Raw genomic sequence first — 25477 nt, 5'->3', positions numbered from 1 at the left:
GTTAAACGTAAGTGGCTCATGGTTTTATGGGATTTTAGGCGAATTGGACAAAACGGGGAGGTTTAGTTGAATCAATTCGTAGCGCAGTGTAGAAGTGACCGAAAATAAACAGCCGGCGCGAACAATCAAAAAGGAGGAGAACGCATGTCGAAGACGGACAATAAACAGGTGGTAAAGGTTCTGCAAGCTCGTGATATTGAGATACTTCGGGGACTGTACGAACATCGTGTGTTGAGTACGGAGCAGATCATGCGCCGCTACGAAATGTCACGTTGGTACACATACAAGAAATTAAGAGTCTTGCGTAATTCAAGACTAATCAGCACGCATCCGATAAGTGGATATCTTGCGAATCAAAATAGACAAGGTTCCTATCACCGAATTAGTGAAATAGGTATCTCCTGCTTGAGAGAGCAGGGGGTATCTGTTGAACGAAGGGCCGATGAATTACGAGTCAATATTCGTCGTCTTCCGTTCCTACTGTCCACCAATGATGTGATGATTGATTTAGAACAGTACGGTTGGAATATGAAGGACAGCAGGGAAGTAAAGGAGAAATTCGAGTTAAACCGCGGTGCCAACGTACAAGGCATGTTGACAAGTTCAGGCGGCGTGGAATATTTGTTCTACATGTTCATGCATGGTGTGGGAATGAAGAATCTGATGAAGATATCAAAGGAAATACGAGATTTCGGGAATCCCAACTATATACTATTTGCTAAAAGTGCTTCGAGCTACAATACAATCATTCAGCAACTGTCAACTGATAATTCCGTAATCGTAAAATGTCAAAGTCTAAAAATCTTCCCTTATACATTTGCAAAATACTACTTACGCTTATTTGAAAATGAAAATAACGTCATGAAGTTTCTCGAAGACTACGAAATCTATGACTTGTCCTTTAAAACGTCTTCTGTAAATGGAAGCAAGAAAAAATACGATGGTTTGGAGCGTATGGTCAGACACAATGGGGAAGAAAAGTATCTAGTGAATCTGCTCGACACGGATTTGGTCAAGGTTTATAACATCAAGCAATACCGCAAAGAAATGTACGAATTAGACGGACGGAAAGTGCTAGTGGTAACTACTCCAAATACGAGGAGTATGCATGAGCAGCTATTGGATGAGATACATCATGTAGATTACCTTGAAATTGACTCGGGGGATCTCGTGAATTATCTGACCGGAATTCAAAATACTATTTAATAGAAGGAACTGTCCTTTAAAAGACATTTTGAATCCACATTATCTAAAATATGAAAGGGGAAAAATAACATGCGATCCAATAATCAAGTAATTCCTGAACTACTGGAGATGACAAAGCTAACAGCGCATGCAAAGGGGCTAAATAAAGAAATCGCCGCACATCTTGGTGAAAAGGAGCAACGTAGAATGCATCGGACTATGCGTGAACTCTTGGCCGATGAACTTGTCTTCGTGTTGAATTTGGAAGTGTCCAGTGCCCGCAGCAGAAAGGTTTGATTCCATTGCAAGTTTTCATAGTGTCGATTAGTTTTCTATCGGCAGCATTGGGCGTCACAGCCATGTACAATGCTGTCTATATCCCATCAGCAAAGTTGATCCTCGTTTTGGGGCTTACAATCACGGTCATCTATTTCATCATCAAGCGAATTCAACAACGGAAATATAAGAAGCTGGACAGGATAATGTCATTTACAATGTCGCTATCCGCTTCGATGTTTCTATCAAGCCTTATTCATTCAGTGTGGGATATGGAAAAGTTCCTTTCTCGGTTAACGATGATGAAGATGACTTTGGTGTTGCTCGTCATAGTTGCTGTTTATTTGAACGTTGTCATCGTCCGAGCAGAAATCTCCTACAAGAAAAAGCGTGGTAACCAACGAATCGAGGAACAACCGAACAAAAGCTATTTTGAAAAACGGAAAGAGGAAAGGGAGAGAATAAAACGAGGAGACGTCAGAATCGTGCTAGGTGCGTCCACTGATAATGATACAATAAAGTAATAACAACAACTTCAGCTAACTGGTAGGATTGTTAATGAAAAAATATGATAAAAAACGGATAACTAAAAAAATATTAGTTATATGAGTTAGGAGATATTAAAATGGACATAACAATTAGGCAGGAATTATCCGAGGATTATAAAATTACTGAAATAGTTGTAGAAAGTGCATTTGCTAATATGGATTTTAGTGATAAAAAAGAACATGCATTGGTGTCACGTATCAGAAAATCCGATGCATTTATACCAAAGTTATCTTTAGTGGCTGTTAATAAAGAAATTGTTGGTCATATTCTCTTATCTAAAATAAAAATTATTAATGACAATCAATTTGAAGAATCACTTGCCCTTGCACCTGTTTCTGTCTTGCCAGGGTATCAAAATAAGGGGGTAGGGGGGCTTTTAATTACCGAAGCATTGAAAGAAGCGAAAGAGCTTGGATACAAGTCAGTTGTTGTATTGGGGCATCCCGAATATTATCCGAGGTTTGGCTTCAAAAAAGCATCCTTTTGGGGGATAAAAGCACCATTTGAAGTACCAGACGAAGCATTTATGGCAATAGATCTAAGTGAAAATGCACTCAATAATGTTTCAGGGGTTGTTGAATATCCAAGTGTGTTTTTTGAATAAGCGATTCAAATCTAAGTTTTTATCTAAGAGGTGCGTTTCTACAACAAGTAGAGGCGCATTTTTACTAACGGGCAGTTTAGTTGAAAAACGATGTTTAATTTGTGTTCAACAATCGGGCCAAAATATTGAAAAAGTGGATTTATAAAACACCAAAAACACTTCCAGATGCAAAGATAGAAATCACCGTAGCATCAACAGGCTTTGAAGCATGGTACAAAGTGGTAAAAGCTATACAAAGATGATACATTTCATAGCGTAGTAGTCAGATACTTGAGATTTCTGAAATAGTTCGAAACGCGGTGGCTGTTCCCATGGACCTAAAGGAAGGTGAAGCTATATGTTTTTTAAGAAGAAAGTAGAAAAGGATTTATATTGTATTGCAATTTTTGTTGAAGAAGACCTGGATGAAGATGAATCTGTACATTTGGCTGATAGAATGGACGAATCAGGAAACGTTGCGGTCACAACAGAGATGGAACTAACTTCAGAATCCATTGTTTCCTTAGAGAGTAAGTTTTCAAATACTAGAATTAAAGCTCCAAGTTTTGCTGTTTTAAAAATAGATACGGATAGAGTCAATGAAGAGACAAAAAAGATGGAAAAGAAATTCAAATGGAAAAAATTATTCGGTACCATTCATCCTGATGAATACCTTGTAGTGGAACATAATACGATGTATGATTTTACAAATACACTCCTGTATACTACAAATCTAGAAGATGTAATTGAATTTCTGGCAGAAAAGAAGAAGGTCGGGTTGAACTAAAGGTACAGAAAAAATCTAACATATTATTGTACGAGATTGTTGACCCGAAGCAACTCTTACTACAAGAAGACCATTTGTTAACAATCAAAAAAATTGCAAACCTTTTAATAGTTCCTTTAAGGAAGATAGACTGAATAGATCTACGATAGTGATTGTTAAACTAACGGGTGCTTTACTTCAAGAAGGAGTAAAGCCTTTTTTCTTATTGAACTAAAGGGGCAGGGTAAGCCGTTGATACATCAATGTTTATAGAGGGAGGTTAGTTGAAGAGGGAAAGTAATAATTCAAATAAAATAAGGTGTGTTAAAATACATACTAAACATAAAGGGGGAAAAATAATGTTTATACATAAAATTGATGAAGATGTATCTTTAAAATTAATTGAATTGAATGATGCTGAAAGGATTTTTGAGCTTACCGATAAATCAAGAGACTATTTAAGAGAGTGGCTACCTTGGCTTGACTTCACTACAAAAGTCGAGGATTCAAAAGTCTTTATCCAAAATAGTTTAAAAAGTTATGCTGAGAATAAAAGTATAAATACCGTTATTTTATTCAAAGGGGAAATCGTTGGTGTGGCAGGCTTCAACAGTATTAACTGGTCAAACAAAACAGCATATATAGGCTATTGGCTTAGTGAAGAATATCAAGGAAAAGGAATTATGACCAAAGTTTCTAAGGCATTAACTGATTATGCGTTTAGCCAGCTAAACTTAAATAAGATAGAAATTAGGGCTGCTTTAGAGAATATAAAAAGTAGAAGCATTCCCGAAAGATTAGGTTTTGTAAATGAAGGAAGTATCAGGCAAGCAGAATGGTTATATGACCATTTTGTTGACCACATCGTTTATGGATTGTTAGCAGATGAATGGAATAAAAATAGATAACCTCTTATTAAGCTAACGGGTTGCTTTAGTTAAACAAGACCGTCATTTCCGATGGTCTATTTTTACGTCCAAAACATCAAGTAGATTTCGGCGAACCATTGTGAAATGTTACACTTAAACTAACGCAGCAGGTTCCTTCAATACAGAAATGAGGATACGAACATGAATGAGATTTTTGCTAAAGCACTTTATGAATCTATAGTTAAAGAGAATCTTGAACTATACAAAAATTTGTATGAAACAACGAAGATTACTCCTAAAACAAATAGTTATTGGAAAGGCGCTATTAGTTTGTACGATGGTTTATCTGATGAAAACAAAGGCGTTTTAATGTCGATAATCAAACAAACCATGATTGATTCTGTTTCACATACGCTAGGAATAATTGATGGGAGTTCAACCCTCAATGATTGTTCGTTCGAACCAAAATTATTGCTGGATTCTGTTGATACGGAGAGTGAAATGCAAGATTGGTTTTTAGGATTCATAGAAGAAAGAGATAGCAAAATCTAATAAACGAATACAGACGGGGGATATTAATTTGGGGGATAATCACAGAGAAACCATAAAAGAAGTTTTAACAAAATTAGAGGTCAATCAATTTAATGGTGTTTCGGGTAAGATAAGCGATAAAGATATTGCCGATTTTGAGAGTGAGTATGAACTATCATTCCCGGCGGCGTATAGGGAATTTTTATTGATTTGTAATGGGGTGTTTTTTGATAATATTCTAGATATTAAACGAGTTAATAATTCGGCACTAACAATGAATGACGGTACGGCGTATTTTGATGTTTTTGATGGCTTTCTCGATTTGAATGGTGTGATTGAAGCAACCGAAGATTATGCGGGTCGAATACCGAATTCATTAATCCCTATCGGTGACGGTCTAGGTGGAGATTTAATTTGCATAGGTGTGGGGGAAAACGTTTTTGGGACCACGAAAATGAGCTTATGGCAAAATTGATGGTGGGTATAGATACACCCACAGAGGACATTGACTTGTATTGGGATAATATATCTCTTGTCTCTCACACCTTTATGGATTTTTTGAATGGTTTGGAAATCAGTCAAGATACGGATGACGATACAAATGTCGATCCGATTATTGTGAATATGAAAGTAAGTGATAAATTTCTTGCGAGACTTAAAAAATAATAACTAACTCAATTGGCTTTTAGATGTTATATCAAATAATGTTGTTAAACCACACAAAACACGTTCCATTCAGCCATTGAATGGAACGTGTTATTTTTATTTCCATTTTTACGGAAGGAGGAAGTCGCAACGTGTTTTTCAAAACTAAAATCTGTAGAAATAAGCTGCACATCTACCCTGAAGTCGAAGTCCATGTAGCAAAATAAAGCCCAACCGAATTATACGAGTTGGGTTTTGCCGTCCTTGACACGTCTCTTCTATTGTTAAGGATTTTTGATACTCAAAACTACAAAAAAGGATATGCGATTTTGGATGAAACGCATATCTCACAATGCAAATGCGTTACCTGAACTATTATGGGAGGAAGGTGAACAGTCAAATCAACTGATGTTAAGAACAAAGAACACCTATAATTACCCAGATACAAAATTTCTAGAACCATTCAGGCGTTGTTCAGTTTTGAAGAAGATAGTCGTGTTCCATTCAAATTGGATCAGATACATGATTATTTCTGGATAAAGAAAAAACATTCTGATCAGCCTTGTACCGCAAGTGAGCGGATAATTTCATGATCATTGTAACCAAATGCCGATTTTTTTAATTTTAATTACAACTGCAAACGATGTATATACTAGAATTACAATAAACCTCGCTAGTGCATATATAAGTATATAACTCGCAACTAGTTTATTTTACAACTATTATATATCCCCGAACACACATTCAAGTAAAAGCAAAAATGCAGTTTGTGGAAAGGGAGAAAATAAGGAAGGGGGAAACCGCAAAGTGTTTTTTAAGACTAAAATCTGTAGAAATAAGCTGTACAGCTATCCTGAAGTCGAAGCCCATGTATCAAAACAAAGCCCAACCGAATTAATCGAGTTGGGTTTTGTCGTCCTTGAAACATCCCTCCAGTTGTTGAGGATGATGAATACCCCAAACTTCAAAAAGGATATGCGGTTTTGGGTGAAACGTATATCCCACAATGCTAATTCGCTTCCCAAATTATTATGGGAGGAAGGTGAACAGTCAAATCAACTAATGATAAGAAAACAGAACAAAGAGCATCTGGAATTACTCAAATATAAAATATCAAGAATCATTCAGACGTTGTTCAGTTTTGTAGAAAATAGCCGTGTTCCTATCAAATTGGACCAGATACATGAGTACTTCGGCAAGTGGGATTGGATAAAAAAATGACATTGAAAGGAGGTGAAGCAGATGGGAATGCCCATCGTATGGCAGGGAAGTGATTGTTTTACCCATATGCTTGCCGTAGGCCCTACCCGTTGCGGCAAGACAGCAACGATATTAAAACCGATGATTTATCAATTACTGTTACAGAAGAAACGAGGTATCCCCTTAGGTATATCTGTAGTAGAGCCAAAAGGTGATGTGGCGGCAATGGTAAATGAAATGTGTTTAGAAATGGATATTCCATGTATTCATGTTGACCCTGACAAACCCAATTCTGCGAGCTTTAATCCAATGGAAGGTGACACGGATACAGTAGCGGAAGCAACAGTCGTTGTATTAAAAGGTTTGTTCGGAAAACAGGATGCGTTCTTCGCAACCGTTCAGGAACTATCGGCACGTAATGTTACGAAACTGCTTAAAGAACTGCATGGCAACGACATGGATATCGTCGATGTAATGAACACGTTACGCGATCAGAATGTTTTGCAGCAAAAGGTATCGGAACTGAAGCATCGTGACGGCATGACGGACTTGGTGCATTTCTTTGAATCAGAATTACTCGGGAGCATGCGTGAGAAGTATCAGCAATTCGTAATTGGATTAAGAGCCCAACTTGAAAATATCGTCAGTAACGAAGCGCTCCGAACAATCATGACGGGTAAAAGTGATGTGAATATCGATGAACATTTGGAGACGGGCGGTGTCCTTGCGGTCAATACAGCACTTGGTAAGTTACGTAAAGCGGGTGATGCCTTCGGCCAATTCATGATTATGCACTTGCAAAATGGAACGTTTAGGAGACCGGGAACAGAGGATACACGCATTCCCCACTTTTTGATTGTAGATGAATATAGTCGCTATATTAATCCAGATGTAGAGATTTTCTTATCACTCGCTGCCGAATATAAGGTAGCGGGTATTTTTGCTACCCAATCTCTTGGTCAACTCGAAATAGAATCGGGAAATCTTGGCCCAAAGGCAATGAAACAGGCCATTCTCACTTCATGCCGAAACAAAATCTGTTTTGGCGGTATATCCGCACAGGATGCTCAAGACTTTGCGGACGAATTTGGCAAAGATAAAGTCATCATGCGGCAAAGCACATATAAGAATCGAATATTGTTGCCACGGCTGTTTCCTGACTCGTATCGAGATACAGAAGATGAAGAATACCGTTTTGATCCAACTGATTTAATGGACGGCATCCCGAAATTTAACTACGTCCATAAACTCCTACAGGACGGTACACCGCAAAAGCCAGCGTTAGCTAAAGGTCAATTTGTTCCACGTAATTGGAAGGAGCTGAGGGAATGGGAAGATGGATCGTCTTTTAAAAAGTTAAAGGGGAACAGGCTACTTAAACATTTTCACCGTCGAATGAAGATGAAAAAAGAACAGATGGCTGAGCTTGAACAGACGAATAATGAGGGGGCTGAATCAGTAACTGAAACAATGATCCAGCCCGAACTTGAAGCGCTACATTCTTTTGAAGTAACTTCTGATAATAAACAATCAAATGCTTCTCATTCAAATGAAACAAAACAGGAAACCGAAGTGAAACGTGTTCCTGAACAAAAAAAGGAATTGAAGGAGCCGAGGAAGTCCATCGTGCAAGATTCAAAAGCAAAGGATGCACAGTCACCGGTTACGAAAACAAAACAACAGGAAACGAACAATGTAGTGAAGTCTAATGACGGATTTTGGGATTAGCAAAATGAAACGTGTTTCAATGTCTCACAAAAAATAAACTAATGAAATGGAGAGATTTTAAAATGGCTGAAAACAATATGCAAGTTCTAATCGAAGGTTTTGACCCATCGAAAGTGGAAGTGGTAAATAACTTTGATAAGGATTGGAAACAGGTCTACGGTGCGCATCAAAATAACTCAATCATCCAGGCTCCAATCATAGGAATTGAAAAGTTACTTGATAAGCCATGTGCAGTCGTAGGTATCGGCAACATTCGGGGATTCATCCCTTTGGAGTTTACGGGAGCAGCTAACCTTCGGCAGCTTCGTGCTATGACAGGACAATCCGTTGCGTTCAAGGTATTGAATTATGACAGGGAAGCGGATGTGTTCACTGGCTCACGTCTTGCGGCTCTGGATCACATGGCAGCCATTACACTAAAGAAAATTGATGTGGACGACGAAATCATTGCTGTTGTTCGAAGTGTCAGCCCGTCACTTGTCCGTGCTGATATTGGGGGCATTGAAGTGAAGATTCCACTTGAAGAAATCAGATATGGTTGGATTGATGACTTAACGGAAGAGGTCAACCAAGGCGATCACCTGAAAGTTAAAGTCTTGGAAATTGATAAGGGAGAGAAGAAGGTGACGGTCAGCGCGAAGGCAACTCAAGAGAACCCGTGGCTCCGTTCTATCGGTCGCTATACTTCTGGTAACGAATATGTCGGTACAGTCTCAGGTGTCCGTGAATACGGGGTGTTCATTAATCTGGAAGCTGGTGTCGATTCGCTGGCCCGTCATTTGAAGTTCCAAAACGTTAAAAGAGGTGATCGTGTGCTTGTCCGTGTATTGGAAACAGATACACAGAAAGAACAGATTCGAACTCGTATTACTCGGGTGCTTTGAATATATTCATGGGTCGCGCCAAATCGACGTGACCCTTTACTAATTCTAATTATAGGAGGCAGCAGCAATGTCACTTAGCCCATTTTCTTTATCACATGAATGGAGTTTGCACTGGACACGAATACCATCAAACATAAAACGTTCAGATTTTGTCAACGGAGAATCACCGAAAGAACGAAAAGCATTAGAGGCACTAGCAGCAGTGGGGTTAATCGGGGGAGCACAACTTTCCCGTTTTTTTTATTTGGATAAGAAACGATTAAAACGTATGGTATCAGAGAAGAAAATCGTTCGCCATGAGATCCATCGAAACAAGCAGACCATACCTATTTTCACACTTGGAATAAACGGAGCAGCCGTTGTTGGGCTGAATGAGTGTTACGAAAGTAATTATTGGGTTGAATACAAAACAGAAGATGTTTTGAAACGCCTTCTTTTCTTTCAATTGTTTCAACACTTTGCTGAATCAAAAGTATTGCCGACGCAAGAGCCTTTTAGTGGGACAATTCAGTTTCAGGGCAAGCCTATTTATGTGTACGTTGTGCGCGGTCATGTGAGTGATTTACTTATGTATTTGAAGTGGAGGGGCCAACATTTTAACGAGCGTCTCATTATAGTTGCAGAATCACTTCAACATTTACAGTCAATCATAGTGAATATAGTAAAGATGAAAGTTCGGGTGATAATTGACATGGATATGCGTGGAGGCATAGACGATATTCAGGGCCAATTTTATTACCTTAATAGCAAAGGGGAATTTGAAAAAGACGCAGAAGTCGTAAAATAGTTAACTAGCTAGAATAACCTATAATCTAGACCATGATAAGATTTGAATCAGAACTAGGTTGAAAGCTGCTGGCATTTTGTAAAAGGTAGTGCTTTTTGAAAAACTGTATAATTAATATTGCCTGTTGATTATGGGTAGCAAATCTACAGGCATGACTTTTAATATTAATTATATGGAACTAGTAAAGTCTTGCGGTTTAGTGACAGGTAAATGCAACGTATTAAACTGTGTATGAAGTGTTCAGAAGATTGATTCTTCTAGAAGTCTATGGGATAATTTTAGGGTGTACGGCACAGGACGAGTTTATTGAATACATAAAAACATGTAACAAAGCTGTTTATGTTATAAGAATCTTGACAAGAAATATATTTTGAAGGAGAAGATCATATGGCTATCGATAAAGTAAAAACTAAAGAGTTATTAGAGACAATTGATGAACTATTCGATGCAATACCTGTTAAAAACGAAGCTATAAAATCTCAAATTAAAAAAATGGTTTTGGGGCCAGCTCTTGATGATATTAGAAAGTTGATTGATGAAAGTAGACCCCCAGTATTAATGTTAATGGGACAACGTGGCCACGGTAAATCATCACTGATTAATGCATTGGCTGGAAAAGATGTAGCGGAAACTAATGACTTCCAAGCGCAAGAGCCTCAGGATGAACCGTATTTGATTACATTTGCTGAAGAGTATTCTACATGGAAGGTTGTTGATACTAGAGGAATCTTTGAATCCTCAAAACCTGATGAATCAGTTGAGGACGATGCAATATCCGCACTGAAGAATAGTATCTTGAAGCATAAGCCAGATGTAATATTACATGTTATGTCAATGCCACAAGTAAGTGCAGCTGAAAAAGATATGGAATTTAGAGCTGAGCTAAAGAAATTTATTAAAGAGAATCTAAAGTATGATATTCCTTTGGTCATGATACTAAATAAAGCAGATACCTTTAAGAATCCAAGACAGTGGCCACCAGAAGAAAATGCAATTAAGGCGGCTGATTTAGATGAGCAAATGGAATATGTGATAAGCAATATGCTGCATGCAAATAAATCGCCACTTAATGCTAATATTCCATATTACGGTTATGAACTTAGTGGAAGTGATTACTTAGGAATTATTCCCGTAGCATCAATAAAAGATGATCTTTGGAATATTGCCACTTTATTAGACTTTATAGGGAAAAATTTACCTGAATCGGCCCAATTAGATTTTTTTCAAGCGCAAAAAAGAGCAATACCTTTAAAGAAATTATCCTCAAATCTAATTAAACGGTTCTCTACTATAGCTGGGGGTGTGGGTTCTACCCCGATTCCAATTGCTGATATAGCGCTGTTAGTGCCGATTCAAATGTTAATGATTAGTGTTATCGGAGCATTATCCGGAAGAACAGCAACTAAAGAAACAGCAGTGGAATATCTAGCTGCTGCCGGTATTAATGTCGGTGCAGGTTTTGGTTTAAGAGAAGTTGCACGACAAGCAGCCAAGCTAATTCCGGTAGGAGGTTTTGCAGTTTCAGGATCAATTGCTGCTGCAAGTACCTGGGGTATAGGTAAATCCGCGGAAGCTTACTTTTTCAATAATGAAATAAAGCCTCCTGACTCTTTTAAAACTCCTGATTAAGGAAATGGAGAATAAAAACCTCTTTAATTCTGTTAATTATTAAAGTGTTGAATGTAAGTATGAGTGACTTAAATAATGTTGATACTTTAAAATTGCTTTGTTTATATTTAAGTTGATGAAACGTATTCTTTCCTACAAAGTGTTTTGGAATTCTACTTCTTTTGTTTCTAAAAGATTAGAGAAGTAGAGTTCTACATATATTTGATAAGATTTCACTTTAGTTAATTATAGGAAACTCTATTTCACATCTGGTTGCTATCCACTTTTTCATTAGATATAATATATACATATTTCATCATTTTCCAAGTCACCATTCCTACAGGTGAAAGTCGTAAAACCTTTGATTTATTTCTAAAGGAGATTCGACACAAATGTTCAGCCTTTGTATTTTCATTCTCTTTGGGAAAAGTTAGGCAGACGAATTACGGCACAAAACTGCTCTTCGCACACTAGATACTTACGCATTATTTGCGTGATATATATTTTAAAAGCTGATTGATCCCACTAAGGGTGACATCGGCTTTTTTGTTTTAAAAAACTGAAAGGAGTGCTGCAATGAAATGATATGAAAACAACTTTCGTTTTCGGTTGCAGTGGGTTACCTAAAAGCCGATTAATCCAACTATGGGTGAAGTCAGCTTTTTTATTTATTAAAAATACAAAAGGAGATGGTTTAAGTGGAAAAAGTACTAACGTTCACAAACGAACAAAAGTCGTTAATTTGGAATAGGTTTGTTCAGCCAGCAAAAGGGACTCAAGAAGAGGCGAATCATTTCATAGAAGTCTGTGAGACCTTCGGATTGAATCCATTGCTCGGTGATATCGTTTTCCAACGTTATGAAACGAAGAACGGACCGAATACATCTTTCATTACTACTCGCGATGGGTTGCTTCGTGTAGCTACTACGCAAGACGGCTACGTAGGACCTCCAAACGCTAACGTGGTTAGAGAAGGTGACACATTTGAGTTCATCCCTTCGGAGGGAAGTGTTCGTCATGAGTTCGGTCAGAAGCGTGGTCCAATACTTGGTGCTTATGCTGTCATGCACCATAAACGCTTTAGACCGGTTGCTGTATTCGTAGATTTCCAGGAATACTTTCAGGCAAATTCAGGTGAACTTAATTCGAAGTATGGAAATAAAAACACTTGGGATAAGATGCCTTCCGCTATGATCCAAAAAATAGCCGAGGTTTTTGTACTTCGTCGTCAGTTCCCTCTAGGTGGCTTATACACTCGTGAGGAAATGTCGATTGATGAAGACTTTAATAGTAACAGTGGAAATGCGGATGCACCGAAGCAGTCTAATCCAGCCCCCAACAAACAAAACGAGGTTTCAGGAAATCAACAATCTTCTGAGACACCCGTTCAGCAATCAAGCAACAACATTATTGAAGGGGTATACATCCTACAAAGTTTTGAAAAAGGGGTAAGTCCACAAAAAGTTCCATTCGCAAAACTGAATGTTATGGATAAGGCAACCGATGAAGTGAGTCTTGTTCTAGTAAAAGGAAAACAGGACGTAATCGATTCTCTTAGCCACATTCAAATGGGTCAGGAGTTGGCTTTGGTCATTAAGAAAGAGAGTGGCTTCAATTTCCTTGAAGAGTTCAGTTATCTTCAAGTGAATGAGCAGCCAGTACAATCTGAATCGATTCAAAATGAATCCATTCAAGAGCCTGTTCAACAGGAAAAGGAAACGGCTTCTGAACCCCTAGATGCGTTCATCATGGAAAAGTATGAACAGGGAACAACTCCAGGCGGCGTTTCTTTCGCAAAAATGTATGTGAAGAGTGTTGCCAGTAATACTCAATCAATGGTGTTTGCACAAGGGGAAGTTGCGGTTCAAAAAACACAACACCTTATTGAAGGTGAAAAGTTTACGATGCAGACCCGCACAGAAAACGGATTTACGTTCTTTGAGAAGTTGGGAGATGCGGATATGGGGGTAGCTTAATTATGCTTCCTGAAATCCTGAAAGTTGCAGAGGAATATGGTATTGCGTTCAATCCCCGTACACACGGTAAAAAGGAGACTCTTTGCAAATGTATCTTTTGCGAAGAGGATTCCAAACCGGGAAAAGGACATAAATATTATTTGTCGCTTAACACGCATGATCAAATCTTTAAATGTTGGTTTTGTGGTGTTTCCGGTGGCGTATTAGACTTTGAGACCAAGTTATCGGGACTTCCTTACTCTGAAATACGTGAAAAGTATTTCGGGAAAAGGAAGAAACCCGTACATCCGGCTGAATGTTTGAATGTTCGTCAACTTCGATCCATTGGTTGGGCTGAATACAAACGGGAGAACCGAGCTGCATTCAAGGAGAATAGAGAAATAGTCTTAAATGACTGGGAGAACTATGAATACGAAGAGCTTGCAAAGCACTTTGCCATGTTCATAGTGGTAGCTCATATAGAAAATCAAGAAGAACGTCAGAATGAGCTTCTTTACTTTATCATGCAATCCTGTCACAATACGCAAATTCATTTGATGTTCAATCGACTGCTGGCTGAATACGTGAAAGATGAAGATGAACGAGCCGGATGGGCGATAGAAGGTGCAGAGATTGGAAGGGCTGCATGGAAAGTCTCACTGTCAACCTATGACTTTGAAATGAATAAAGTCGTACTGAACGTGGCCTTTATATATCACATGTGGAAGATGTCAAAAAATCAAAAACGAAGGATTGACATGCGCAAACAAAATTTAAAAACAAACAATAAAGTGTCATTGGCTAATTAAAATATCCGTTACCCTATACGGAGAGAAATCAGGGACATGGCTGAAAATTAGTCATGAGAAAAGGAGAACATATGAATAACGTAAGTCTAGTCGGTCGCTTAACTAAAGAGCCGGAACTAAAATACACACAAAACGGTGCAGCTGTTTGCAACTTTACGCTGGCAGTGAATCGTCCGTTTAAAAATGCCAATGGTGAAAACGAAGCTGATTTCATCATGGTTCAAGTTTGGAGGAAACCTGCCGAAAATGCAGCTAACTTCCTTAAAAAAGGCAGTCAAGCTGCGGTGAATGGTCGTATTAATACTCGTAACTACGAGAACGACAAAGGAGACCGTGTATACGTTACTGAGGTTGTAGCTGACTTTGTACAGTTTCTTGATCCGAAACCACAAGGTCAAGGCAACCAACAACAGCAAGGACAGGAGAACTATCAGAAACAGGCTAATCCTTACGCTGGTAACAGTAAAGCTCAAAGTCAAAATGGGAATCAATTCGAAACGGGCGGAGGTCCTATTGGCGATAATGACCTGCCGTTCTGATGGGTATTTAATAGAAGGAGATTGGTTATCCAGTCTCTTTTTTCTATTTTTAAAAATAGAAAAAAGAAAGGAGAAATCAAATTGATTTACTCTTTTTCACGTTTAAACCTTTACAAAACCTGTCCGTATAGATTCTTCAAGAAATACATCGAGGGATACGAAGAACCCACCACATATCCTCTAGCTTTAGGCAAGGGAGTTCATAAAGCAGTCGAGGATAAAATTAATGGGGTTTCTCATTCAGAGGCCGTTTTAAACGGGATGATTGAAGCTGAGTTTCATCCAGAAGTGACAATGGATGAAATGTCAAAGTTGGTTAGTCATGCACCGATTAAAGAAAACATGGGTGAAACGGAGATTCATTTTCAACTATCTCTTTCTGATGCAGATTCAGCCCCGGTGTTACAAGGCTATATAGATCTTATATCACCAGATGGAGATAAAATAGTTGATTGGAAAACGAATCGCGTCAGATATGATGTTCGAGACAATCATCAAGTAGGATTGTATGCGTGGGCTGTAGGACAATTAAAGAACAGAACAAAGGTTGAAGGTAACTTGTATTTTCTTCGATTCAGAAGAGCGAGTAAACATGTTTTCAATCAGGCTGATATGGAAAGTTCCAGACAGTGGGCTTTGGGTGTAGCAAACGAAATCAATTCTAAACGGGAGATCTTAGACATGCTGCCAGAAGAAGCAGAAAATTTATTCTCATCAACGCCTTCTAGCCATTGTAGGCATTGCCCGTTTGTCATTGAATGCTATCGAAAGTTCAGTAGTTATTAAAAGAAGAAAATATAATAAGTTCAGCACCGAATTGGAATATTCCAACCCGTTCAGTTCACTGGTGCAAAATACAAAATAAGAAGAAATAGAGTCCAAATTCGCATATGAATTGGACTCTTCATTTTTGCCTATATATCAATCTTTAGGGTGACAACACAATCGTTGAAGTTCGTTCGTTTTTTCAATCATATGCTTGAATAAATCCCTTATCTACTAAGCGTATATTTACATGGCGAACTTAATCTATGTTCTTAAAGCTTGTTTCTACATAAAACTATTTAATTTGAATTCCCACCTAAAGTAAAACAATCTGCCCCTATGTAGATCAAGCACAATACTTTGTAGTGGAATCGTGCCCGATAGTGTGAAATCTATACCGCGCTCTAATCCAACTTGAATAACCGAACCTACTCCCACTTCTTAAACGAAACTTCTAGTATAAATTTATCTCCAGTAACATTAGCGACGGCGTTACCTCCTTGTTTCTCGATAAGCCGCTGAACAATATGCAAGCCTAAACCAAGTTGCTTGCCGGTGCGACTAGAGTCCATCCTAAATGTCCTATCAAAAATTCGTTGAAGTTCTGTAACATTAAACGTCTCCACGTCATTTGTAACACGTAATCGAATATACTCAATGTCTTCTATCAGATCCATCTTTACAGTACTTTTACTGTAGACTAGCGCATTTTGAATGATATTGGTTACAATCCGATCTGTAGCTTTCTTATCTGCCAGAATAGGAGAAACTGCATGTTCATCTATCTGCACTTGCAATTGATTCTTCTCAAACTCACCATAAAACGTCAGCATCGCTTCTACCACTATTTGATCCAGGAAATTCTTCTCCATGACCATTTTTTTGTCCAAGGAATCCAGTTGCGAGAGTTCATAGAACAAATCCACAACATTGGTCAGATTATCGATTTTCTTTTGAACAACAGCCAGATACTCGTTCTTTTCCGCTACAGTTAACGATGGATTAGATAACAATTCCGAAAACCCTTTGATAGACGTTAAAGGTGTTCGTAAATCATGTGAGATATTCGTGATTTCCCGTTTCAGATTCATTTCTTTAGCGTGCTTGCGCTGTTGATCCTGCTTAAATAAATGAATGAGCTGGTTGATTTTTGCAGCAAATCGGGCCAGGTTCTTATTATGGGTATGGGTGCGAACGACTTCATTTGTTCCGAAGTTCTCAATGATTCCCTCTAATTGCTTCGTCATCTTTTTAATATCCCAATGAAGTAAAAGAGATATTCCAGTCATAACGACCAGCAGTGAAATCAGTAGGATCATCATCAACCAGCTGCTCACGTTCATTCATCCTTTCTCAATCAATCGTTTGTTTCGCAAACTTTGTGACACCCATCAGTAAAGCTATCACAGAAAGTAGCACACCTATACTCCAGTATTGGTAACCGAATTGTACAGTATGATTCATGAAATTTAGTAAGTTATCATGTAATAAGGCATCTGGTGCATACTTATATACGTCTTGTAAACTTGTAAACGGCCGAAATAAGATACGCAGCAAGTCACCCGAAAATACAAAGATGAACAGCATGAGAATAAAGATATAGACTTCACCGACCTTCAACATTTTCAGCGAATGGATTATGAAGAATGCACTGAGTAAAATCGGGACCATATTGCCGAGTGCTGTCAAAAAGTCTTTGACCGACTCACGATCACCAGACATCAGCCACTCGCCCAGCCCAATCATTAAACAAATGCCGATGACACTAATTAGCAGGAAATAACTTAAAGTCAGGATCAGTTTGGACCAGAAGATGGTGTTCTTGGATATCCCAAATGAAACTCCGTTTTTCAGCACACCCGTATCCTTGCCTGTGAGACTGAAATTAAAGAGAAAACTTACAATGATAATAAGCCCACCGCTTCCGACTACATTTGAATAGAAAAATCGATTCGTAGCATATGGGAAATTCGGATCCGCTTTTTGAGAATAGTACAACACAGCTGCTGCGGCTGCGATCAGCAATAAGCAAACGAGACTGGAAATATGCAGTGATTTTTTACGCAATAAGCGGTATTGCTCACTCTTCAAATAATTAATCATGAACATTCCCCCCAACGAGTTCCAAGAAGTATTCTTCTAAATTTCGGGCTTCTATTCGGAACTCTCCCACGGATACACCATTTTGCAGTAATAAACGATTGATGTCTCCGCTGCTCTCGACATAATTGTGGATGATGATCACTTGATTGGGAAGCACTTTGAATTCGATATCTGCATATGCCTGTTCCAATAGTTGCGCTGTTTTGGCTGGATCATCGACCGTAAGTTGAAGTTGTTTCCGGCTTTTTTCTTGCAGTGATTCTTTACTGACATCTTCAACAATGACACCATTCTTAATAAAAACAAAACGTGTCGCCAGCAAATGTAACTCGGTTAAAATATGACTAGAAATAAAGATTGTTATCTGTTTTTCTTGATTCAGTTTTACCAATAAATTACGAATTTCCCGAATCCCTTCTGCATCCAACCCATTGATCGGCTCATCCAGAACTAAACAATCAGGACTGCTCAACAGGCAAAGAGCTATACCTAATCGCTGTTTCATTCCCATAGAATAGTCTTTAAACCGTTTCCTCTTTTCTTTTGCGAGGCTAACAATCTTCAAGACTTCATCTACACGCTTCTTTTCAACGACGCCGCGCTGAATTCGGAAATACTCCAGATTTTGAGAGGCAGTAAAATCCGGAAAGAAGACAGGCGTTTCTACCAAGAAGCCCATCCTTCTCCTTGCTTGTGCTACGTCTCTTCCAGTTTTTCCGAACAAGTGAATGTCTCCTGCAGTTGAATGTAATTGGCCTGCAAGCATTTTAAAGAGCGTCGATTTCCCTGATCCATTCTGACCGATGAGAGCACAAATTTCTCCTTTACGTAATGAGAAATTAAGAGGTTCGATGATGGTCGCATTTTTAAACGTTTTCGTTAGTTGATACGTTTGAATAATAGTCTCCATGTTAGTGACTCCTTTGCTAAACTTCTTGATATCTATACTTTAGCGTAGATCTCTTTAACATACTGTAAGCTAACCATAAAGAAATCATAAGGAATTAAACAAGCATGAATCCGATCCCCCAAATAGTCTTGATATATTCGTCAGAAGTAAGTTCGGCAATCTTCTTGCGGAGATTCGAAATATGAACACTTATAGTGTTGTCATCCCCAAAGTACGTTCCTTTCCAAATGCTTTCATAAATTTCCTTTTTAGAAAACGCTCGCTCCGGATTACGCATGAATAAAGACAGAATATCAAATTCTGCATTGGTCAACATCAGTTCTTGTTGATTTAAAGACACAGACAGTTTTTCTGTATTAAGAGTCAGCTTTCGCCACACCATCTTCGTTGTCTGCAACGGATGAAGACTCGACTTTCGTAATTGGACTTCCACTCTCGCTACGACCTCTTGTTGATTAAACGGCTTGGTTATATAATCATCCGCGCCCAACTTCAATACGTTGACTTTATTCTCGATATCCACTTTGGCTGAAATGACAATGATCGGAATTGAGCTTTCTTTTCGAATCTCTTCTATCAATTCTTCGCCACTTTTTCCCGGCAGCATTAAGTCCAATACAATTAAGTCGAAACTAGTATTTTTCAACTGAAGCAGACCTTCTGTTCCCGAATAAGCTAACACAATATCTCTACCTGTTGTTGTTAACATGACGCTTAGCAGCTTACTGATTTCTTGATCGTCTTCAATAATTAAAATGCTTTTACCTTCACTCATCATGATCACCTATCTTTACATGTATAGTGTTTGGTTGTATATCTATTGAGTATACCTAACTTTTGCTATTGTCTCACTGACTTATATATTCCGATTAACAGAACATGCAATCTTAAGTGAACTATATGACCAACAAAAAAGTACCTGTGCGAGAAGTTTTCTCGCACAGGTACTTATCATGAAGTCTTATTACTAGATACACAATTCCCAAAGTGTTGCGACTGTTACATTGATTTGATAAACTTAATCTATATTCTATTAGTTTCCAAGTCATCGTATTTTGATGAAAGTCGTTATACCTTTTCATTATACAAAAGGAGATACGACATGAAGGTAGTAGCCTATGAATTCTCGTTTCGGGAAAAGCTAGGCAGATGTAATTGCACGTCACAAAATTGCTTTCGGGCATAATCACACAGGGTATTTACGCATTTTTGCGTGATATATATTAAAAGTCGATTGAATCCTTCGGGATACGATCGGCTTTTTTGTTTTCAAAAATAAAAGGAAGAGGAGCGATTCAAATGGTTGGTAAACAATTAGAACGTCTAGTTTCTAACAACAAAAAGGGAAGTGCGAACAAGTCATACATCTGCTATGTGGACGAAATGAGTGAGAGGAAATTCCTTGTCTTTAAGTTTGGGGGTATCTACCAACTGGATGGTAAAGGAGAAGTTAAAAAGCTAAATTTGCTTACCGATATTCAAGATATTTTCTTGTCTATTGAAAACGGTGATGTGAAGGTAATTGGCAGCGGAAATATAGGAATCTAAAGGAGGAGTTTTAAAATGGTACTTGCAAAAACAGAGGTTATTGAAAGTATGGATAATGCAATTAAATTAGGAAAAGAAATTGAACGTGTTGAATCAGCATTAAAAGCTATGAAGGCTGAACTAAAGGCCTTCGTCGACAACAATGGTCCAGTTGATACAGGAGAAGTCATTTGGGATTACACTGTTTCTGCATCGTGGCAATTTGATGAAAAGGGAATGAAGGAAGTAGCGCAAAACATGGTGCTCGAAGGTGTCAATCCATGGAAAATGCTGAACATCACAGCTTCCAATCTGAAAAAGATGGGCTGGGATGATGCAGTAATCGCAAAAATGGGCGAAAAAAAGGAGACGCGTCGATTCGCATCTCGTAAAAAGTGATTCCTTAAAATATTGTAGATTCATTATACCATAAAAAGCCTTCCACCGGGCAGGGAATGAGTGGCACATGAACGCTAGTGCCACTCGGTGCTAGCTTTGTGTGAGAGAGGATTATAAAAATGACAACAAAATATATTACATCTGCTCGTGAAGCAGTCGCAACATACAATGCAATCGGTTCTGAAGCTGTCATAGAATTACAGGATATTCTTGCCGTCTTAATCGGACCTTCTTCAACGCCAGAATTTACAGGTCGTTTAGCGGGTCGGGGGATAAGATCTTTAGTCGAGATGACTGTGTCTGAATTGGAGAAGGAAGGCATGACGCATAATGAAGCTTTGAAAGTTCATTCGGGAATGCTTCTTGCTAAAAAAGTACGGAATGCTGGAATGAATGAAAAACGTTATACAATCAGATCTCCAGAGGATGCAGCGTCTTATCTTATGGCGGAGATGACGTCACTAACGCAAGAACATTTCGTGGTTTTGTACCTAAATGTGAAAAATGAGGTGCTTCATAAAAAGACCATTTTCATCGGTTCGCTAAATTCCTCGATAGTACATCCGAGAGAGGTGTACAAGGAAGCTATGAAACAAAGTGCAGCGTCGATAATTTGTCTTCACAACCACCCGAGCGGCACGTGTAATCCTTCACCAGAGGACATCGAAGTTACGAAGAGACTGGCTGAAGCTGGCAGTGTGATGGGAGTGGAGCTATTGGATCATGTAATTATCGGTGACCATCAGTTTATATCACTTAAGGAAAAGGGCTATATGTAAAATGTCGAAAAGGGAGTATTAATTAAATTGGCACCTAAGTCAAGGACACAATGAAAAAAGAGATTAAGCAACTAGAAGATGATTCCTATATTGAATAGGAGTCATCTTTTTTTAAGTTCTACAGATATCGATAGTTGTGTAGATACACCCACTAACCCTTTTTGCTAGGAAAGGGTTAGTGAAATCTGGTAATCACCCCCCCACCTATCCTCCCCCGCCGATAGAAGTAGAGATAAATGTAGTATTTGTTATTTGCAGATCTCCAAGGAAGATGGTTTCGTATATTTGTGCATGATGGGTTTGAGTGGAAAGGGTGTAGGTGTGTGAAGGCGACTCAAGGTTATAGCTAAACTATTTACCACTCCAACTGACGATGAAATAGAAACAAAGAAACTAGCTTGAGTAGACAGAAAAGTGGAGATATAGCAATATATATTACAGTGAAATATCGAAAATAAGCTCTACATAGTGTGTTTAATATTTCCAATATAGTACAATTGAAGAAACATACTACATTGAAGAGCGGTGAAATCATTGAAGAGTAACTTTTCTTTTTTTGAAGGTCAATGGGAAGTGCTGGGAAAGTTAGGGGAAAGTGCTGAACGTAATGTATATCAAGACCCCCATACATCGATTATGAAACTTCGATTATTTAGTGAAACAATTGCGAAGGCGGTATTAGCTTCTGATAATATTCGTATGGCTTACAATACATCACAAGTAGACCGCATAAATACAATGAGAAAAGAAGGGCTAGCAGAGCCTGAACTATTGGATATTTTTGATATATTGCGTCGTAAAGGCAACACCGCTTCACATGAAGCAAACTATGGCACAACGGAAGAAGCGAAAAGCTTATTAGAACTTGCATATCAACTATCCATTTGGTTTGTGGAAGTCTATGTTGATTGGAAATTTTCCGCTCCTAAATATATAGAATTGTTGAAACAAGTTGATACAACTAAAGAACTTCAACAAAAAATTGAACAACTTGAAAAAGAAATTGTAGTTAAAGAGAAACAACTTGTTGAACAATTACATGTAATAACAGATGATACGATTTCGAAAGATGTACGTGTAAAGCGTAAGGAAAAATCACAGCTTCATGTAAAGAAACATCGTCTTTCGGAAGCGCAGACACGCACTATTATTGACGAGAAGTTACGCTCTGTTGGCTGGATTGTTGATACAGAAAAACTCAGCTTCAAAAAGAATAAAACAATGCCAGTGAAGAATAAAAATATGGCAATTGCTGAATGGAAAGTTGGTAGCAAGTATGCCGACTACGCGTTATTCATTGGCTTAGAATTGGTGGGCATTGTTGAAGCAAAAGCGAAGCACCGAGATATTCCAGCAGCCCTTGAAAGCCAAACGAAAACGTATGCACGTTTAATAGACGAAAAGGAAGGTATCAAATTGCTTCCTGTAAATGGTGAATATAAAGCACCATTCTTATACGCGTCAAATGGACGACCATACTTAAAACAATTACAAGATCAATCAGGTATCTGGTTCTGGGATTCACGTACACCTCATAAACATGCACATGCATTGGAAGGATGGCACTCTCCAGAGGATCTACGTTTACTCTTAGATGTAGATGATACAGAAGCAAATGCAAAACTCGCAGCAGAAGATATTACAAAGTTTGGTCTACGTTCTTATCAACAAACTGCAGTTTTAGCTGTCGAAAAAGCATTAATCGAAGGACAGCGTAAAATGCTGCTTGCAATGGCGACAGGTACAGGAAAAACACGTACAGCGATTTCACTTATGTATCGACTGATAAAAGCGAAAAAGTGTCGCCGTATCTTATTTTTAGTTGATCGTAATTCACTGGGACAGCAAGCAATTGACGCATTAAAGGATACCAAAATTGAAGGCTTGTCATTTGCTAGTATTTATGATGTAAAGGAACTTGACGATCTGACTCCAGATGTTGAAACCAAAGTTCAGATTACGACAGTACAGGGAATGGTCAGACGCTTATTTTATAATGATGGAGAAAAGTCGCCTTCAGTTGGGCAATATGATTTTATTATTGTCGATGAAGCACATAGGGGCTATACAAGTGACCGCGAAATGTCGGATGATGAGCTGTTATTTCAAAATCAAAATGACTATGTAAGTCAATATCGTCGTGTAATCGATTATTTCGATGCAGCAGTGCTTGGTTTAACCGCAACACCAGCGCTCCATACAACAGATATTTTTGGATTACCCATTTACAAATACTCGTATACAGAAGCGGTATTAGATGGCTACTTAGTAGACCATGAGCCGCCATACTTATTTGAATCAGAGTTAGCAAAAAGCGGGATTTCATTCGAAAAAGGCGAGGAAGTTGAATTATACGACCCTGAGCAAGGTGAAGTTATCCTCGAACGCTTAAAAGACGAATTAAAGTTTGATGTAGAACACTTCAATAAACAAGTCATTACTGAATCATTTAATCGTGCAGTCTTAAATAAATTAACAGACTATATTGATCCAGAGAGTCGAGAAAAAACGCTTATCTTTGCTGCAACAAATCAACATGCGGATTTGGTTGTCCGTTTACTAAAAGAAGCATATGCAAATCGCGGAGATGTAGTATCAGATGATGCGATTGTAAAAATTACAGGTTCTATTTACAACCCAAATGAAATGATTAAACGCTTTAAAAATGAGCGTTTACCAAATGTCGTTGTAACAGTTGATTTACTTACTACAGGAATAGATGTGCCAACCATTACAAACTTAGTTTTTTTACGTCGTATAAAGTCGCGTATATTATATGACCAAATGCTAGGTCGTGCAACACGTTTATGCCCTGACATCGGGAAAACCCATTTCCGAGTTTATGATGCGGTTGGTATTTACAATCAACTGCAAAAATATACAGATATGAAGCCTGTTGTGAAGCAGCAAAATTTCACGATAACTGATATACATGATTCATTTACGCAAGCTGAGACAGAAGATGAAGTAGATCATTTCCGTAATCAGCTCGTTGCGAAAATTCAGCGTAAAAAACAAAAGATTGATGATAGAGGGAAACGTCGCTTTGAAGAATTAGCAAACGGTGTATCACTTGATGAATGGGCGCAGGAAATTCAACACTACCGACCAGAACAAGCCCAAGCTAATAGTATTTTGTTTGAATATGTCGCAACGTATCAGACGCCTAAAGAGCTTCAAGTTATTTCAAAACATGAAGATGAAATAAAGAATGTAACCCGTGGATATGGGGAAGGAAACGAAAAGCCAGCAGACTATATAAACGGTTTTGTCCAATACATTCGAGAAAACATGAATGAAATCCCAGCACTTCTATTAATATGCAATAGACCAAAAGACTTAACACGTAAAGATTTGCGAGAACTTGTAACCCTTCTAGATACTAAAGGATTCAAACAATCACATTTACAATCAGCTTGGAAGCAAGCGAAGAATGTAGATATTGCTGCGGATATTATTAGTTTTATTCGTCAAGCTGCAATAGGGGAAGCTTTGGTAGACCATGAAACACGTGTGAAAAACGCGATGCAAAAAGTATATGCATTACACGATTGGACGCCTAGGCAACGTAAATGGCTTGACCGTATTGAAAAGCAGTTGTTTCAAGTTCCTGTTTTAGCACCAACACCAGAAGAAGCATTTTCAGAAGAGCCATTTAAAAGTAGTGGGGGTTATAACGTACTGAAACGTGAATTTGGTGATGAGATTGATAAGATCGTATATGCGATTAATGATAATTTGTATATAAGTTGATGGGGTGAGCAGTTGATTGAACGAGTATGGCAGCGTATTGTTGAAAATGAAGTAAATGTATTCACACAAATTCGTGGGAAACAGTTTACTTATAGTGTTGTTGGAACGTCGATTGAATTGATGACTACAAACCAACTTGTTGCAAAATCAGAATTTGAAAAAGCGTTATCTTTCATGCCACTCAGTAATACGGTATCCATTTAACATTTACGAGTGCTTCATATATTTACGCGAATATGACAGATTAACGACTATGAGTAAACAAAAAGGGAGTTTACTTCGGTAGATTCCCTTTTACTATCGAGAATATGATGAAACTCAAGTATA

27 protein-coding genes are annotated in these 25477 nt (G+C 38.3%); 23 read left to right on the top strand and 4 right to left on the bottom strand.

Annotated features, from left to right (window positions below):
* Positions 1 to 144: 144 nt before the first annotated feature.
* The 18 genes from AC25Y5_RS07390 (at position 145) to AC25Y5_RS07305 (ending at position 15700) form a co-directional block, all read left to right on the top strand.
* Entirely contained in the window at positions 145 to 1206 is a 1062-nt protein-coding gene (locus AC25Y5_RS07390; protein WP_488139753.1) for a replication-relaxation family protein, read from the top strand.
* 69 nt (positions 1207 to 1275) lie between these two features.
* A complete protein-coding gene (locus tag AC25Y5_RS07385; protein WP_488139752.1) occupies positions 1276 to 1482 on the top strand; it encodes a hypothetical protein in 207 nt (68 codons plus the stop codon).
* 5 nt (positions 1483 to 1487) lie between these two features.
* Positions 1488 to 1985 carry a hypothetical protein gene (locus AC25Y5_RS07380; protein WP_488139751.1) on the top strand — a complete coding sequence of 166 codons (498 nt, stop codon included), beginning with the start codon at positions 1488 to 1490 and terminating at the stop codon, positions 1983 to 1985.
* 101 nt (positions 1986 to 2086) lie between these two features.
* On the top strand, positions 2087 to 2614 hold the full coding sequence (locus tag AC25Y5_RS07375) for a GNAT family N-acetyltransferase (RefSeq protein WP_488139750.1): 528 nt from the start codon (positions 2087 to 2089) through the stop codon (positions 2612 to 2614).
* A 337-nt stretch (positions 2615 to 2951) separates the two neighbouring features.
* Positions 2952 to 3380, top strand: coding sequence for a hypothetical protein (locus AC25Y5_RS07370; RefSeq protein WP_482106672.1), 429 nt, complete (start codon positions 2952 to 2954; stop codon positions 3378 to 3380).
* 338 nt (positions 3381 to 3718) lie between these two features.
* Complete coding sequence (locus tag AC25Y5_RS07365; protein ID WP_488139749.1) at positions 3719 to 4267, top strand: GNAT family N-acetyltransferase; 549 nt, start codon at positions 3719 to 3721, stop codon at positions 4265 to 4267.
* 162 nt (positions 4268 to 4429) lie between these two features.
* Complete coding sequence (locus tag AC25Y5_RS07360; protein ID WP_488139748.1) at positions 4430 to 4780, top strand: transposase; 351 nt, start codon at positions 4430 to 4432, stop codon at positions 4778 to 4780.
* Between the two features lie 28 nt (positions 4781 to 4808).
* Complete coding sequence (locus AC25Y5_RS07355) at positions 4809 to 5234, top strand: SMI1/KNR4 family protein (protein ID WP_488139747.1); 426 nt, start codon at positions 4809 to 4811, stop codon at positions 5232 to 5234.
* Complete coding sequence (locus tag AC25Y5_RS07350; RefSeq protein WP_488139746.1) at positions 5222 to 5425, top strand: hypothetical protein; 204 nt, start codon at positions 5222 to 5224, stop codon at positions 5423 to 5425. The genes AC25Y5_RS07355 and AC25Y5_RS07350 overlap by 13 nt, the downstream gene beginning before the upstream one ends.
* 786 nt (positions 5426 to 6211) lie before the next feature.
* The gene (locus tag AC25Y5_RS07345) at positions 6212 to 6625 is read left to right on the top strand and encodes a hypothetical protein (protein ID WP_488139745.1); all 414 of its coding nucleotides are present in this window, start codon (positions 6212 to 6214) and stop codon (positions 6623 to 6625) included.
* A 21-nt stretch (positions 6626 to 6646) separates the two neighbouring features.
* Complete coding sequence (locus tag AC25Y5_RS07340) at positions 6647 to 8332, top strand: type IV secretory system conjugative DNA transfer family protein (protein WP_488139744.1); 1686 nt, start codon at positions 6647 to 6649, stop codon at positions 8330 to 8332.
* A 62-nt stretch (positions 8333 to 8394) separates the two neighbouring features.
* Positions 8395 to 9216 carry a S1 RNA-binding domain-containing protein gene (locus tag AC25Y5_RS07335; protein ID WP_488139743.1) on the top strand — a complete coding sequence of 274 codons (822 nt, stop codon included), beginning with the start codon at positions 8395 to 8397 and terminating at the stop codon, positions 9214 to 9216.
* A 67-nt stretch (positions 9217 to 9283) separates the two neighbouring features.
* Positions 9284 to 10003 (top strand): hypothetical protein, encoded by a 720-nt coding sequence (locus tag AC25Y5_RS07330; RefSeq protein ID WP_488139742.1) that lies wholly within the window; start codon positions 9284 to 9286, stop codon positions 10001 to 10003.
* A gap of 387 nt (positions 10004 to 10390) precedes the next feature.
* Positions 10391 to 11632, top strand: a complete 1242-nt coding sequence (locus AC25Y5_RS07325; protein ID WP_488139741.1) for a GTPase family protein — start codon at positions 10391 to 10393, stop codon at positions 11630 to 11632.
* 677 nt (positions 11633 to 12309) lie between these two features.
* Positions 12310 to 13587 (top strand): RecT family recombinase, encoded by a 1278-nt coding sequence (locus tag AC25Y5_RS07320; RefSeq protein WP_488139740.1) that lies wholly within the window; start codon positions 12310 to 12312, stop codon positions 13585 to 13587.
* Between the two features lie 2 nt (positions 13588 to 13589).
* On the top strand, positions 13590 to 14375 hold the full coding sequence (locus AC25Y5_RS07315; protein WP_488139739.1) for a hypothetical protein: 786 nt from the start codon (positions 13590 to 13592) through the stop codon (positions 14373 to 14375).
* Positions 14376 to 14446: 71 nt separating this feature from the next.
* Entirely contained in the window at positions 14447 to 14914 is a 468-nt protein-coding gene (locus tag AC25Y5_RS07310) for a single-stranded DNA-binding protein (protein WP_488139738.1), read from the top strand.
* Between the two features lie 21 nt (positions 14915 to 14935).
* Positions 14936 to 15700: a PD-(D/E)XK nuclease family protein gene (locus AC25Y5_RS07305; RefSeq protein WP_488139737.1), complete on the top strand. Its 765-nt coding sequence runs from the start codon at positions 14936 to 14938 to the stop codon at positions 15698 to 15700.
* Between the two features lie 407 nt (positions 15701 to 16107).
* On the opposite strand, the gene AC25Y5_RS07300 is transcribed toward AC25Y5_RS07305, so the two are convergent.
* The 4 genes from AC25Y5_RS07300 to AC25Y5_RS07285 all read right to left on the bottom strand — a co-directional run bounded on the left by AC25Y5_RS07300 (position 16108) and on the right by AC25Y5_RS07285 (position 19467).
* On the bottom strand, positions 16108 to 17022 hold the full coding sequence (locus AC25Y5_RS07300) for a sensor histidine kinase (protein WP_488139736.1): 915 nt from the start codon (positions 17020 to 17022) through the stop codon (positions 16108 to 16110).
* A 10-nt stretch (positions 17023 to 17032) separates the two neighbouring features.
* On the bottom strand, positions 17033 to 17782 hold the full coding sequence (locus AC25Y5_RS07295; protein ID WP_488139735.1) for an ABC transporter permease: 750 nt from the start codon (positions 17780 to 17782) through the stop codon (positions 17033 to 17035).
* Positions 17775 to 18692, bottom strand: a complete 918-nt coding sequence (locus AC25Y5_RS07290; protein WP_488139734.1) for an ATP-binding cassette domain-containing protein — start codon at positions 18690 to 18692, stop codon at positions 17775 to 17777. Before AC25Y5_RS07290 ends, AC25Y5_RS07295 begins: the two co-directional genes overlap by 8 nt.
* A gap of 94 nt (positions 18693 to 18786) precedes the next feature.
* A complete protein-coding gene (locus tag AC25Y5_RS07285; RefSeq protein WP_488139733.1) occupies positions 18787 to 19467 on the bottom strand; it encodes a response regulator transcription factor in 681 nt (226 codons plus the stop codon).
* A 524-nt stretch (positions 19468 to 19991) separates the two neighbouring features.
* Here AC25Y5_RS07285 and AC25Y5_RS07280 point away from each other — a divergent pair.
* The 5 genes from AC25Y5_RS07280 to AC25Y5_RS07260 all read left to right on the top strand — a co-directional run bounded on the left by AC25Y5_RS07280 (position 19992) and on the right by AC25Y5_RS07260 (position 25354).
* Complete coding sequence (locus tag AC25Y5_RS07280) at positions 19992 to 20240, top strand: hypothetical protein (RefSeq protein ID WP_488139732.1); 249 nt, start codon at positions 19992 to 19994, stop codon at positions 20238 to 20240.
* Between the two features lie 15 nt (positions 20241 to 20255).
* A complete protein-coding gene (locus tag AC25Y5_RS07275) occupies positions 20256 to 20618 on the top strand; it encodes a hypothetical protein (protein ID WP_488139731.1) in 363 nt (120 codons plus the stop codon).
* Between the two features lie 119 nt (positions 20619 to 20737).
* Positions 20738 to 21397: a RadC family protein gene (gene radC, locus AC25Y5_RS07270; RefSeq protein ID WP_488139730.1), complete on the top strand. Its 660-nt coding sequence runs from the start codon at positions 20738 to 20740 to the stop codon at positions 21395 to 21397.
* A 534-nt stretch (positions 21398 to 21931) separates the two neighbouring features.
* On the top strand, positions 21932 to 25150 hold the full coding sequence (hsdR, locus tag AC25Y5_RS07265) for a type I restriction-modification system endonuclease (RefSeq protein WP_488139729.1): 3219 nt from the start codon (positions 21932 to 21934) through the stop codon (positions 25148 to 25150).
* A 12-nt stretch (positions 25151 to 25162) separates the two neighbouring features.
* Entirely contained in the window at positions 25163 to 25354 is a 192-nt protein-coding gene (locus tag AC25Y5_RS07260; RefSeq protein ID WP_488139728.1) for a hypothetical protein, read from the top strand.
* Positions 25355 to 25477 lie beyond the last annotated feature (123 nt).

The sequence above is a fragment of the Sporosarcina sp. Y1011 genome (genome assembly GCF_057669885.1).
The sequence above is the reverse complement of the archived record's forward strand: the minus strand, read 5'-3'. Positions and strand labels throughout refer to the sequence as shown.